Genomic DNA, 12,655 nt, shown 5'->3' with positions numbered 1-12,655 from the left:
GGAGCCGTTACCCGTGGCAGGGCCCGGGTAACGGCCGCCACCCGTGCGGGCGACCGGCGTTGCCGAACCGATACGCGGCCCGCCCGCCCGGCTCAGCCCTGGCCGGGGCGGGGGGTGGCCTGCGACCGGCGGACGACGAACGGGCCGATCGCCAGCAGGTCGACCGGGGCGGAGCCGAAGCACTCCAGGGCGTCCCGCGGGTCGTCGACCATCGGGCGGCCGGCGGTGTTCAGGCTGGTGTTCACCACCACCGGCAGCCCGGTCCGCCGCTCGAAGGCGGAGATCATCCGGTGCACGAGCGGCTCGTCCGCCGGGTCGATGGTCTGGATCCGCGCCGTGCCGTCGACGTGGGTGACCGTGGGGATGCGGTCGCGCCACTCCTCGGCGACGTCGTGGACGAAGAGCATGTACGGCGAGGGGATCGGCCCGCGGCTGAAGATTTCCGGCGCGCGCTCCAGCAGCACCATCGGGGCGACGGGGCGGAACTGCTCGCGGCCCTTGACGTCGTTCATCCGCTCGAGGTTGGCCTCGAAGCCGGGGTGGGCGAGCAGCGAGCGGTGGCCCAGCGCGCGGGGGCCGTACTCGCTGCGGCCCTGGAACCAGGCGACGATGCCGTTGTCGGCGAGCACCTCGGCGACGGCCTCGGCGACGTCGTCGGGGCGCTCGTAGGTGATCGCGGCCGTCTGCAGGACCCGCTCGATCTCGGCGTCGCTCCAGCCGCGGCCGAGGTCTGCGCCGGCCATCGGCTCGGTGCGCTCGCCCAGTTCGGCGGCGACGTGCAGGGCCGCGCCCAGCGCCGTGCCCGCGTCGCCGGCGGCCGGCTGCACCCACACCTGCTCGAACGGGCTCTCGGCCAGGATGCGGGTGTTGGCCACGCAGTTCAGCGCGGTGCCGCCGGCCATGGTGAGCGTCTTCTCGCCGGTCTGCTCGTGCACCCAGCGGGCGAGGTCGACCAGCACCTCCTCCAGGCGGGTCTGCACGCTGGCGGCGAGGTCGGCATGCGCCTCGGTCCAGTCGTCCCCCTTGCGCAGGCGGGGTGCGAACTCGGCGAAGTCGATCCGCTCGGTGCGGAAGCCGCCGTCGTCGGTGGCGCGGATGAGCTCGGACAGCTCGCCGAGGAAGCGCGGCTTGCCGTAGGAGGCCATCGCCATGACCTTGAACTCGTCGGAGCTGCGCAGGAAGCCCAGGTGGTCGGTGAGCTCCTCGTACATGAGGCCGAGGGAGTGGGGGAGCGCCTGGCCGGCGAGCACCTCCAGCTGCCCGTCGACGTAGCGGCCGGCGAGGTGGCTGTGCGCCTCGCCGCGGCCGTCGAGGACGAGCACCGCGTTGTCGCGCTGGGGAGCGGCCTTCCCGGCGGAGGCGGCGTGCGCGACGTGGTGCTTCACGAAGCGCACCTTCGCCGGGTCCAGGCCGGGGAGGGCGTGGGCGAGGAAGTCCGGCGCCATCTCGGCGTACTTCTTGCGCATGGTGTCGCCGTCGTCGAACAGGCCGGAGTCCTCGGGCGTGCCCATCAGCGCGGGGTCGAAGGAGTAGGCGACGGCGTCGAGCTCCTCGGGGCGGACGCCGGCGTGCTCGAGGCACCACGCGGCCGAGAGCTCGGGCAGCTCCCACGCGCTCCACGGCAGCGGGCGCTTGCCGTGCTTGCGGCGGCTGAACCGCTCCTCCTCCGCGGCGGCCACGACCCGGCCGTCGACGACCAGCGCCGCCGCGGGGTCGTGGTAGATCGCGTTGATGCCGAGGACCTTCACGCGTGCACTCCTTCTCCCGGGTCCGTGCCCTGTCTGCTCCAGGCGCCTCGACCCGCTCTCCTGCTGGTGATCATGGGTGGGTTCGGCCGGTCCCGCAGGTCGAGGCGGGTGGCCGGTCAGCTCCGCGGGCGGAGCAGGTCGTGCTCGACGACCGCGGCCAGGCCGAGGGTCTTGTAGCCGACCTCGTCGAACAGCACGGTGAGCCGGTCGTCCTCGACCCGCATGACGACGCCGGGGCCCCACTCGGTGTGCTGGACCGGTGTCTCCACGGGGAAGGGCGTGTCGTCGGGCTCGGTGGCGACGTGCTCGCGGGCGGTGCCGGCCGAGCAGTTGTCGCAGTTGCCGCACGGCTCGTCGAGCTGCTCGCCGAAGTAGCCGAGGAGGAACTGGCGGCGGCACTCGGTGGTCTCGGCGTAGCCGCGCATCATCTCCACGCGGGACTGGTCGACCTTCTCGTGGTGCTCGGCGAGCTCGCGGGCCTGCGCGGCCGCCTCCCCGGGCGGCGGGGCGCCGTCGGCGGGGTGGGCCGCGCCGTCCTCGTCCAGCACGACGGCCGAGACCTGCTCGAGCAGGTTGAGGTCGCGCACCAGCGGGGTGGCGGCGCGACCGGTCTCCTCCCGGAGGGCCTTGACGTCGACGCCGTCGTCGATGCCCGCCGCGGCGGCGGCCTGCACGAGGCCCGCGACCTGCTGCAGCTCCTCCTCGGCGGGGGCGCCGGCGGCGAAGAACCGGCGCAGCCCGAGGTCCTCCTGCCGGTAGACCAGGAGGGCGAGGGCCGGGTCGCCGTCGCGACCGGCCCGGCCGATCTCCTGGTAGTAGCTGTCCACGGAGTCGGCCGGCTCGGCGTGGACGACGAACCGGGTGCCGGGCTTGTCGATGCCCATGCCGAACGCGGTGGTGGCGACGACGACGTCCAGCTCGTCGTCCATCCAGGCGCGCTGGGTCTCCTCGCGGTCGGACTTCTTGAGCCCCGCGTGGTAGGGGTGCGTGCGCAGCCCGCGGTCGGCGAGGGCGGCGGCGATCTCCTCGGTGCCCTTGCGGGTGGCGCTGTAGACGATGCCGGGGCCGCGCCCCTCGCCGACCTCGGTGAGCACCCGCTCCAGGACGGCGTCCTGCTTGCTCCGCGCGTCGGCGTGCTGGTCCACCTCCAGCCGGATCTCCGGCCGGTCGAACCCGGCGACGACGACCTCGGGCTCGCGCATGCCGAGCTGCTCGACGATCTCGGCGCGCACGGGCGGGGCGGCCGTGGCGGTGAGCGCCAGCACCGTCGGGTGGCCCAGCTGCTCGATCACGGTGCCCAGGCGCAGGTAGTCGGGGCGGAAGTCGTGGCCCCAGGCGGAGACGCAGTGGGCCTCGTCGACGACGAACAGGGCGGGCTCGGCGGCTGCGATCACGTCGACGACCTCGGGCTTGGCCAGCTGCTCCGGGGCGAGGAAGAGGAAGCGGACCGTTCCGTCCCGCAGCCCGTCGAGGGCCTCCTGCTGGTCCCCGGCCGAGAGGGCGGAGTTCAGCTGCGCCGCGCCACCGGCGTCGTCGGCCAGCTCGGTGAGCCGCTCGACCTGGTCGCGCTGCAGGGCGATGAGCGGGGAGACGACCAGCACCGGCCCGTCCAGCAGCTGGCCGGCGACCTGGTAGATCGCCGTCTTGCCGGCGCCCGACGGCAGCACGGCGAGGGTGTCGCGGCCGCTGACCACGGACTGCATGGCCCGCTCCTGGCCGGGGCGGAACTCCTCGTAGCCGAGGACCTCGCGGGCGAACTCGCGGATGCGGCGGGTGCGGACGGAGGCGCTGGCGCCGGCGGGGTTGTCCCGCTCGGAGGAGGGAGGCACCGGCTGCCTCTCCCCGGCGGGGGTGCGCGGCAAACGGTGCGCTGGCCCACGCCGCATCCCCCGCGGTGCTCCCGAGGTGCTCCGGCGTCCCTGCGGTGCTCACGACGTTCCCGCGGGAACGCCGGCTCAGCCGCCGAGGGGGGACCTCCCCTCCGCGTCCAGCCGCCGGAGGAGGTCGCGGTTGCCCATGAGGACGCCGATCGCCCAGTGCATGTCCAGCCGCTCGTAGGGTGCGGGTCCCGCAGCGGGCAGGTCCGGCGGGCCCTCGGGGAACAGGACCCGGTCGAGCCGGGCCGTCGCGGTCGAGAGGGGCAGCCGGGATCTCGTGGTCGCCGGTGATGCGCCGACGCGGCCGTGCCCGGGGGATCGACCCGGGCGGCGACGTCCTCGGTCGCTGCGGCTCGAGGTGGGCCCGGCCCCACGGTCCGGCCGGGCCGGTGACCGCCTGCGGTGGCCCGGCGCCCCGGGGCTGCGGCGGGTCTTGCGTTCGGGAGCGGGCGCGTCGGCGGGGCGGCGTCCGACCGTGGTGTCGATCGGCGCGACACCGGCGTAGGGGTCGTCCCCGCGTGCGGGGTCCGGGGGCGCCCCGTGCAGGCCGCCGGTGAAGGCGGCGTCGGCGGTGCCCCAGACGCGCTGCCCCTCGGGGGTGGTCACCACCAGCCGGCCCTCCTGGCGGCTCATCACCAGGCCGCGCTCGTGGACGAGGCCGTGGTCGACGTCGCACAGGAGCACCATGTCGGCCACGTCGGTCCGGCCGCCGAAGATCCAGTGGTGCATGTGGTGCACGTGCAGGCGCTCGGGCCGGGACTCGGGGCAGCCCGGGCGGGCGCAGCCACCCTCCCGCCGCAGCAGGGCCCGGCGCTGCGCCCCGGTGGCCCGCCGCTTCCGGCGTCCCACGGCCAGCGGCTCCCGCCCGCGCTCGATCATCGCCACGACGGTCGCCCCGCAGAGCAGCCGGCGGGCCTGGGCGCCGGTGAGCGCGGGACCGCCCTGGACGTTGGCGCGGCCGGCAGCGGTGTCGTCTGCCAGGACGGCGGTGTCGACGTGGACGACGACCTCTCGCCGCGGCGGGTCGCCGGGGCGGCGGTCCAGCGCGGCGCGCGCCTCGGCGAGGGCGGTCACCGCCGGTGGCGGCGAAGGCGAACTCGAGCAGCGCCGCCTCGGAGTCCGGCTCGGCGACCCGGGTCAGGGCGCGCACCTTCGAGTAGGACAGCCGGCCTGCGGCGAACGCCGCCTCGATCCGCGGCAGGCCGCGCAGGGCCCGGGCGACGCGGACGTGCTCCCGGGCGGCGCCGGAACCCATGCCGCACTGCCAGGCGAGCCAGTGGGCGCAGGAGAGGATGCCGACCCCGTGCCAGCCGCCCCGCTGGTCGAACTCGGCGACCAGCCGGAGCCGGGTGGCCGTCGCCGCCGCCAACCGCACCGCCCCGCTCGTGATGGCCAGGGCGAGCTGCTCCAGTGGTGTCTCTTCGACCGGGCCGTCATCCACGAATGTCGAACGCATGTACGAAAGCTGGCGGCGAGGTGTGACACAACCGCTGCCCACGAGGGTGCGGCGTTCCCGCAGGAACGCCTTGGCGCGGTGACGCCACGACGCGTGGCCCGACCGGCCAGCGTGGGATGCCCGAGGCGATCTCACGGGGAGCGGTGACAGGTCGGCGCCCGCCTGCCGTGGCACCGCCGGCCCGAGGGGGGAGGGGGGCGAGCGTTCCCGCGGGGACCGCTCGACACGGTCGAGGGGTGGTGGGCCGGCCCGCACTGGGAGGGCTGAAGGCGTTCCCGCGGAAACGTGATCGCGGTGGCGCTCGCGCGGTGGCGGGCCGGCCCGCGTGGGGAACGCCGGACCGGTGACTCGGTCGTGGGGCGCCCGACCGCCCGGGCAGGGGCGGGGACGTTCCCGCGGGAACGTCAGCCGCGGGGCGCTTCCGGTCGCAGGGTCGCCGCTGGCGTTCGGAGCCGGCGGGCCTGCGCGGGAGCGGGAGGGACTGGCAGCCGGGGATACGACGTGGAGCCGGGCGGCGGGCCCAGGCGGCTCCGGGGCGTCAGCGGAGGGGTGCCCGCCGAGGGGCGACGTCGGCGCGTTCCGCGGCGGCCCTGCCCGCGTACCAGCCGCCCGCGTCCACCGAGGACCGGCTGCGGCCGGCTCGCACCTTCGGGAAGAGCTCCGCCGTGCGCGCCTCGACCGCCGCCTGCCGCGACCGCAGCACCGGCAGCAGGTCCGCGCCGCGTTCCGCCGCCGCCTCCGCAGCGGCCTCCTCGGTCGCCCTCCGGCGCGCCGCGGCCAGCCGCTCCCCGATGCGGTGGGCGTAACCCAGCAGGAACGCGCGGCGGAACGTGCGCGAACCCGAGCGCCGCCCGTCCTGCCGCTCCGCGGCGGCGAGCGCGTGGGCGACCTGGAGCAGCAGCGAGGTGAACAGCAGCTCCACCGCGTCCAGATCGGCCCGCACGCCGACCAGGGTGGCGATGCCCAGGCCCTGGTACCAGACCAGCCGCACCCCGTTCGCTTCCGCGACGGCGCCCAGCAGCTGCGTCTTGGCCCGCGCGTACGGGTCGGCGAGGTGCACCCGGCGGGTGTCGACGTCGATGCCGGACGGTGTGCCGTCGCCGAGCAGGGCCGCGTCCACGGCGTGCCGGGTCATGAGCTCCTGCGCCTTGGCGGTCAGCGCCTCCGCCTCCTCGGGGAACGCGGTCGACTCCGCCTTGGCCAGCAGCCCGCGGATCCGGCGGAGCGCCCGGTCGTCGTCCGCAGCCGGTCGGTCCGCGCGCGCCCGCGGAGCGCCCCACCGCGAGGGCGGCGGCACCAGCAGCTCGAGCCGCGCGGCGGTGCGCAGCACGCCGGTGAGCTGCAGCACGATGCGCCACGCCTCGGCCGGGGCCCGTTGCTCCGCCCGGTGCCACGCGGCGACGACCGTGCAGGCGAGAGCGCCGGCGGGAGGGTCGGCGTCCAGCGCCCCGAGCTCGCGCAGCTGCCCCACCCAGCCCTCCGGCGCCCGGGACACGGCGTCGGACCGGCGCGCGTGCTCGGCGACCAGCGCCACGAGCAGCGGCACCGACCCGGCACCGGCCTGCCGCCGGGCGGCGTGCGCGACGTCGGCCGGCTGCCAGCCCCGCTCCCACGTCTCGTCCAGCGCGGCGAGCAGCGTGCGTGTGAGCACCCCGTCCTCGTCGAGCGGGACCCCGCGCGCGCTCAGCACCCCCGCCAGCTCGGCGGCCGCCCCGGCGTCGGTGAGCCTCGGGGCCCGGTGCCGGAGCAGGTCTGCGAGCCAGGCGTCGTCGATCACGCGGGGCATGGTGCCCGCCCGGGCCGACGCCCGGGAGGAGCGGCCCGTGGACTGCGCCCGTCGTCCACAGGCCGCGGCTAGGGTCTTGCCGTGGGCGCCACCTACCGCATCGCCGAGGCGGCCGCGCTGCTCGGCGTCAGCGACGACACGGTCCGCCGCTGGGTGGACGGCGGACGGCTGCCGGCGCACCGGGACGGCGGAGGCCCGGCGGTCATCGAGGGCGCCGACCTCGCCCGCCTCGCCACCCAGCTCCGGGACGCCCCCGAGCCCGGGACGACGCCGTCGTCGGCCCGCAACCGGCTGGCCGGCATCGTCACCAACGTGGTCCGCGACGGCGTCATGGCGCAGGTGGAGATCCAGGCCGGGCCCTTCCGCGTCGTCTCCCTCATGTCCCGGGAGGCGGCCGACGAGCTCGGGCTGGTTGTCGGCGTCCGGGCGGTCGCCACCGTCAAGGCCACCCAGGTCAGCGTCGACGTGCCCTAGCCGCAGCTGCGGGCGGCTCCCCTCGCGCCTCTTGCGCAGCCGCGGAGAAGGCTGCTCTGATGCTCCGCAGACGCGGCCACCGGAGCCGGCGTCCGGGAGGGGAGGGCATGCGTCCGCTGCTCGTGCTGCTCGCGGCAGCCGCGCTCCTCGCCGGGTGCGGCGCCGACGACCCGGACGCCGACCGGCCCGGCGGCACGCTCACGGTGTACGCGGCGGCCTCGCTCATCGACGTCTTCGAGCGGGTGGAGGCGGCGTACCGCGAGCGCCACCCGGACGTCGACGTGGACATCGGCTACCTCAGCAGCGCCGGTGCGGCGACGGCGATCAGCCAGGGCGCCCCGATCGACGTCTTCGCCTCCGCCGACGAGCGGCAGATGCAGGTGGTCGCCGACGCGGGCCTGGCCGAGGACCCGCAGGTCTTCGCCGAGAACGTGCTGACCCTCGCCGTGCCCGAGGGGAACCCGGCCGGCGTCACCGGGCTCGCCGACCTGGCCCGGGAGGACCTGGCCGTCGCCCTCTGCGCGCCGGACGCGCCCTGCGGTGCGGCGGCGGAGCGGCTCCTCGCCGCCGCCGGCGTGACCGCTCGGCCGGACACCTACGAGGAGGACGCCCGCGCCACCCTGCAGAAGGTGGAGCTCGGGGAGGTGGACGCGGCGCTCGTGTACGTCACCGACGCAGCCGCCCGGCAGCAGACCGTCGACGCGATCGAGGTGCCGGAGGCCGCGGCGGCCGCCAACCGGTACCCGATCAGCGTGCTGGCGGGTGCCCGGGACCCCGCCGCGGCGCAGGCGTTCGTCGACCTGGTGCTCTCCGCCGAGGGCCGCGAGCTGCTGCGGGACGCCGGGTTCCGGACGCCGTGACCCGCCCCGCCACCCGCGTCCCGGGCCCGCTGCTCGTCCCCGCCGCGCTCGGCGTCGCCTTCCTCGTGCTCCCGCTGCTCGGCCTGCTGGTCCGCACCCCGTGGTCGCAGCTGGCCGGCCAGCTGGCGGAACCGGCGGTCGGGCAGGCGCTGCGGCTCTCCCTGGTGTCGGCCACGCTCGCCACCGCGCTCTCGCTGGTGCTCGGCGTCCCGCTGGCGTGGGTGCTGGCCCGCTCGCGGGCCCGCGGCCGCTCGGTGCTCCGGGCGCTGGTCACCGTGCCGCTGGTGCTGCCGCCGGTCGTGGGCGGCGTCGCGCTGTTCCTCGTGCTGGGGCGGCAGGGCATCGTCGGCTCCTGGCTGGACGACGCCTTCGGCATCACGATCCCGTTCACCACCGCCGCCGTCGTCATCGCCGAGACCTTCGTCGCGATGCCGTTCCTGGTCATCAGCGTCGAGGGTGCGCTGCGCGCCGCGGACAGCCGCTTCGAGGACGTCGCCGCCACGCTCGGCGCCGGCCGCTGGACGACGTTCCGCCGGGTCACGCTCCCCCTCGTCGCGCCGGGGATCGCGGCCGGCGCGGTGCTCTGCTGGGCCCGGGCGCTCGGGGAGTTCGGCGCCACGATCACCTTCGCCGGCAACTTCCCCGGCACCACGCAGACGATGCCGCTGGCGGTCTACCTGGCGCTGCAGCGGGACCCGGACGCGGCGATCGTCCTCTCGGTGGTGCTGCTCGCGGTCTCGCTGGCCACCCTGCTGCTGCTCCGCGACCGCTGGCTCGGCCGGGCGGGGGCCGCATGAGCCTGGAGGCGTCCGTCGGCACCCGCCGGGGCGACCTCGACCTCCGCGTCGACGTCGAGGTGGCCGACGGCGAGGTGCTGGCCCTCCTCGGCCCGAACGGCGCGGGCAAGTCCACGTTCGTCCGGGTGCTGGCCGGCCTGCTGCCCCCCGACCGCGGGCGGGTCGTCGTCGGCGGCGAGGTCTGGGACGACGGGGTCACCTCCCGCCCGGCGCACCGGCGGGCGCTGGGCATGGTCTTCCAGGACGCCCTGCTCTTCCCGCACCTGAGCGTGGCCGACAACGTCGCCTTCGGCCTCCGCACGCGGGGCGCCCGCCGCGGGGAGGCGCGGGCGGCCGCGGCGGCCTGGCTCACCCGGGTGGGGCTCGACGGGCTGGGCGCCCGGCGGCCGGCCGAGCTCTCCGGGGGGCAGGCGCAACGGGCGGCGCTGGCCCGCGCGCTGGTCGGCGACCCGGCCCTGCTGCTGCTCGACGAGCCGCTGTCGGCCCTGGACGCGCGCACCCGGCTGACCGTCCGCGCCGAGCTGCGCCGCCACCTGGCCGCCTTCCGCGGCAGCACCGTGCTGGTCACCCACGACCCGGTGGACGCGATGGCGCTCGCCGACCGCGTCGTCGTCCTCGAGGAGGGGCGGGTCGTGCAGACGGGCACCCCGGCCGAGGTGGCCCGCCGGCCGCGCACCGACTACGTGGCCCGGCTCGTGGGGCTGTCGCTGCTGCCGGGCACCGGCGCGGGCCGGTCGGTGCGGCTCGACTGCGGGGCGGCGGTGGCCATCGCCGAGGAGGCCGCCGGGCCGGTGTTCGCCGCGATCCGCCCCGAGTCGGTGGCCCTCTACACCACCCGGCCCGACGGCAGCACGCGCAACCTCTGGCGGGAGCGGGTGGTGGGTGCCACCCCGCACGGGGCCACGGTGCGCTGCGAGCTCGACGGCGAGGTGCCGCTGGTCGCCGACGTCACCGCCACCTCGTTCGCCGAGATGGGACTCGTCCCGGGCGCCGAGGTGTGGGCCGGTGTCAAGGCCTCCGAGGTCGCCGTCTACGCGCGCTGAGAGAGTGGGGCGCATGAGGACCGCAGCCGTCGTCCTGGCCGCCGGGGGCGGCCGCCGCTACGGGATGCCCAAGGCGCTGGTCGAGTACGAGGGCAGCCTGCTGGTCGAGCGCGCCGTGGCGACGGCGGGCGCTGTCTGCGACCCGGTGCTCGTCGTGCTCGGCGCGCGGGCGGTCGACGTCTGGCGCAGCGCCCGCCTCGCGAACGCCGTGGTGCTGGCGAACAAGGACTGGGAGTCGGGCATGGCCTCCTCGCTGCGCACCGGCCTGGACGGGCTGCGCGGTTTCCCGGGGAGGGTGGACGCCGCGCTGGTCACCCTGGTCGACATGCCCGGCATGACGCCCGAGGCGCTGCGGGCCGTCGCCGCCCACGCCGCCCCGGACGCGCTCGCGACCGCCACCTACGACGGCGTCCGCGGCCACCCGGTGCTGATCGGGCGCGACCACTGGGCCGGCGTCGCGGAGACCGCGACCGGCGACGAGGGCGCCCGCCGGTACCTGGCCGCGCACGACGTCGTCGAGGTGGACTGCACCGGCCTGGCCGATCCGGTCGACCTCGACGTGCCGCCGCCGGGGGTAGCGTCGGCGCCGTGATCGCCAGGGTCCTCGACGCGCCGCTGTCCGTCGCCGAGCACGAGGAGGCCGTCTCCGTCGCCGCGGCGGGGGCGGTGGTCTCCTTCGCCGGCGTCGTCCGCGACCACGACGGCGGCCGCACGGTGACCGAGCTCGAGTACGTCGGCCACCCGAGCGCGGCCGAGGTCCTCGTCGAGCTGGCCGAGGAGTTCGCCGCCCGCCCCGAGGTGCACGCCGTCGCCGTCAGCCACCGCGTCGGCCTGCTGGGCATCGGGGACGTCGCGCTCGCCTGCGCGGTCAGCGCCTCCCACCGCGGCCAGGCCTTCACCGCCTGCGCCGAGCTCGTCGACGAGGTGAAGAGGCGGCTGCCGATCTGGAAGCGGCAGGTCTTCGGCGACGGCGAGGAGGAGTGGGTCGCCTGCCCGTAGGCGGCCCCCTCAGCCGGCGAACTCCCGCACCGGCAACCCGCGCACGCCGGCGTCCACGGTGAACAGCGACCCCGCGATGCCGTCGTCCAGGCCACCCTCGGCCGACGTGGTGACGAAGAGCCGGTCCAGGCCGGGGCCGCCCAGGGTGCAGGCGGTCACCTGGGGGGTGGGCAGCTCCACCACGGCGTCCCGCCGGCCGCCGGTGTCGTAGCGGTGCACCTCGCCGCTGCCGTAGAGCGCCACCCAGACGCCGCCCTCCGCGTCGACGGTGAGCCCGTCGGGATTGCCGTCGCCGGCGAAGGTCACGAACGGGCGGCGGCCGGTCAGCCCGGCGTCCCGGTCGTAGTCGAGGACGTCGATGCGGTGGGTGGCTGTGTCGGCGTAGTAGGCCAGCGACCCGTCGGGGCTCCACGCCAGCCCGTTGGACACGGTGACGCCGCCGAACGCCTCGTGCACGCTGCCGTCGGGGTCCAGCCGGTACAGCGCGGCGGCGCCCGGCGTCTGGTCGTAGGCCATCGAGCCGCACCAGAACCGGCCGTCGGGGTCGCAGCCGCCGTCGTTCATGCGGACGCCGGGATCGCTCCACACCGGGGGCAGCGGGGTGACCGCCCCGTCGGGGGCCTCCAGCGCGAAGCCGCGCTCGACGGCGATGACCGCGCCACCCCCGCGGCGCGGGCGGAGCGCCGCCGCGACCGCGCCGACGTGCCGGCGGGTGACCACGCCGTCATCACCCACCGCGAGGACGTCGCCGGCGAGCATGTCGACGCAGCGCAGCCCGCCCCAGGCCGGTGACCACACGGGCCCCTCGCCGTGGTGGCAGACGGGACCGGTCAGCTGTTCGGCGCGCACCGGCTCAGCACACCACCTCCCGGTCGGGCTCGCCCGGCAGCGGCGGTGGGTCCCACCCCGCGGCCATCAGGGTGCTCAGCATGCGGGCGGCGGCCTCCACGACGGAGAGCTCCCGGGCGGCGCTGCGTGGCTTGGCCCGGTAGGCGACCCCGCACAGCGTGCCGAACAGCTGCAGGTCCCGGGTGAGCAGCGGGATGCCGACGTAGGCGGCGATGTCGCGCAGCGGGCCGGTCGTCCGCGAGGCGTACTCGGGGACCGCGGCCGTCACCGTGGCCAGCCGGGGGGCGCTGCCCTCCACCATCTGCCGGCAGAAGCTGCGCTCCCAGGGCAGCACCAGGCCGGGGCGCACGGCCCGGTCGGGATGGGCCAGGAGGACGACCTGCCGGTCCTCCACGACCTGGGTGACCATCCAGAGATCCCAGCCGACGTGCTCGGCCAGGAACGCGAGCGCGCCCTCCGCGGCCGCTCGCCAGTCCGGCCACGGTGCGACGTCTGCGATCCCTAGCGGAACCATGGCGACCGTATTACCCCGGGCGGGCGGCGCCAACCGCCCGCAGCAGGATCAGCGGGCCCCGGCGAGCCCGTCGTCGTCGGTCCGCTCGTCGCGCTCCAGCTCGGCTTCCTCGGCCTCGGCCTCCAGCCGGTGGGCCTCCCCGTCGACCTTCGCCGCGGCGTCGCCGTGGGACTCCCCGTACAGCTCCTCGGCGCGGCCGAACAGCTCCTCGGCCTTCGCCTTCGCCTTGTCGAAGATGCTCATGGCGCCCAT

General features: G+C 76.5%; 13 protein-coding genes. 6 read left to right on the top strand and 7 right to left on the bottom strand.

Features of this window, described 5'->3' with window-relative positions; translation table 11 throughout:
* Window positions 1–92: 92 nt before the first annotated feature.
* The 4 genes from E9549_RS05090 to E9549_RS05075 form a co-directional block, all read right to left on the bottom strand.
* On the bottom strand, window positions 93–1,748 hold the full coding sequence (locus tag E9549_RS05090; protein ID WP_236825458.1) for a carbamoyltransferase C-terminal domain-containing protein: 1,656 nt from the start codon (window positions 1,746–1,748) through the stop codon (window positions 93–95).
* 116 nt (window positions 1,749–1,864) lie between these two features.
* On the bottom strand, window positions 1,865–3,577 hold the full coding sequence (locus E9549_RS05085; protein WP_236825457.1) for an ATP-dependent DNA helicase RecQ: 1,713 nt from the start codon (window positions 3,575–3,577) through the stop codon (window positions 1,865–1,867).
* A 126-nt stretch (window positions 3,578–3,703) separates the two neighbouring features.
* Complete coding sequence (locus E9549_RS05080; RefSeq protein WP_236825456.1) at window positions 3,704–4,699, bottom strand: HNH endonuclease signature motif containing protein; 996 nt, start codon at window positions 4,697–4,699, stop codon at window positions 3,704–3,706.
* A gap of 920 nt (window positions 4,700–5,619) precedes the next feature.
* Window positions 5,620–6,858 (bottom strand): DUF2786 domain-containing protein, encoded by a 1,239-nt coding sequence (locus tag E9549_RS05075; protein ID WP_236825455.1) that lies wholly within the window; start codon window positions 6,856–6,858, stop codon window positions 5,620–5,622.
* A gap of 90 nt (window positions 6,859–6,948) precedes the next feature.
* Here E9549_RS05075 and E9549_RS05070 point away from each other — a divergent pair, with 90 nt between their 5' ends.
* The 6 genes from E9549_RS05070 (at window position 6,949) to E9549_RS05045 (ending at window position 11,040) form a co-directional block, all read left to right on the top strand.
* On the top strand, window positions 6,949–7,341 hold the full coding sequence (locus tag E9549_RS05070) for a molybdopterin-binding protein (protein ID WP_236825454.1): 393 nt from the start codon (window positions 6,949–6,951) through the stop codon (window positions 7,339–7,341).
* Between the two features lie 107 nt (window positions 7,342–7,448).
* Window positions 7,449–8,201: a molybdate ABC transporter substrate-binding protein gene (modA, locus tag E9549_RS05065; protein ID WP_236825453.1), complete on the top strand. Its 753-nt coding sequence runs from the start codon at window positions 7,449–7,451 to the stop codon at window positions 8,199–8,201.
* The gene (locus E9549_RS05060; protein ID WP_236825452.1) at window positions 8,198–8,998 is read left to right on the top strand and encodes an ABC transporter permease; all 801 of its coding nucleotides are present in this window, start codon (window positions 8,198–8,200) and stop codon (window positions 8,996–8,998) included. Before modA ends, E9549_RS05060 begins: the two co-directional genes overlap by 4 nt.
* Window positions 8,995–10,041 (top strand): ABC transporter ATP-binding protein, encoded by a 1,047-nt coding sequence (locus E9549_RS05055; RefSeq protein ID WP_236825451.1) that lies wholly within the window; start codon window positions 8,995–8,997, stop codon window positions 10,039–10,041. Before E9549_RS05060 ends, E9549_RS05055 begins: the two co-directional genes overlap by 4 nt.
* Before the next feature lie 13 nt (window positions 10,042–10,054).
* A complete protein-coding gene (locus E9549_RS05050; RefSeq protein ID WP_236825450.1) occupies window positions 10,055–10,633 on the top strand; it encodes an NTP transferase domain-containing protein in 579 nt (192 codons plus the stop codon).
* Window positions 10,630–11,040, top strand: coding sequence for a molybdenum cofactor biosynthesis protein MoaE (locus tag E9549_RS05045; RefSeq protein WP_236825449.1), 411 nt, complete (start codon window positions 10,630–10,632; stop codon window positions 11,038–11,040). The genes E9549_RS05050 and E9549_RS05045 overlap by 4 nt, the downstream gene beginning before the upstream one ends.
* A gap of 9 nt (window positions 11,041–11,049) precedes the next feature.
* Here E9549_RS05045 and E9549_RS05040 read toward each other — a convergent pair whose 3' ends face one another.
* The 3 genes from E9549_RS05040 to E9549_RS05030 are packed head-to-tail and all read right to left on the bottom strand — an operon-like array spanning window position 11,050 to window position 12,646.
* Window positions 11,050–11,889 carry an SMP-30/gluconolactonase/LRE family protein gene (locus E9549_RS05040; protein ID WP_236825448.1) on the bottom strand — a complete coding sequence of 280 codons (840 nt, stop codon included), beginning with the start codon at window positions 11,887–11,889 and terminating at the stop codon, window positions 11,050–11,052.
* Window positions 11,890–11,893: 4 nt separating this feature from the next.
* The gene (locus tag E9549_RS05035) at window positions 11,894–12,403 is read right to left on the bottom strand and encodes a histidine kinase (protein ID WP_236825447.1); all 510 of its coding nucleotides are present in this window, start codon (window positions 12,401–12,403) and stop codon (window positions 11,894–11,896) included.
* A 48-nt stretch (window positions 12,404–12,451) separates the two neighbouring features.
* On the bottom strand, window positions 12,452–12,646 hold the full coding sequence (locus tag E9549_RS05030) for a hypothetical protein (RefSeq protein ID WP_236825446.1): 195 nt from the start codon (window positions 12,644–12,646) through the stop codon (window positions 12,452–12,454).
* Window positions 12,647–12,655: the final 9 nt, after the last annotated feature.

Origin of the sequence: Blastococcus sp. MG754426 (genome assembly GCF_021699055.1) — a bacterium.
GTDB lineage: Bacteria > Actinomycetota > Actinomycetes > Mycobacteriales > Geodermatophilaceae > Blastococcus.
This window is presented reverse-complemented; position numbering and strand designations above follow the sequence as displayed.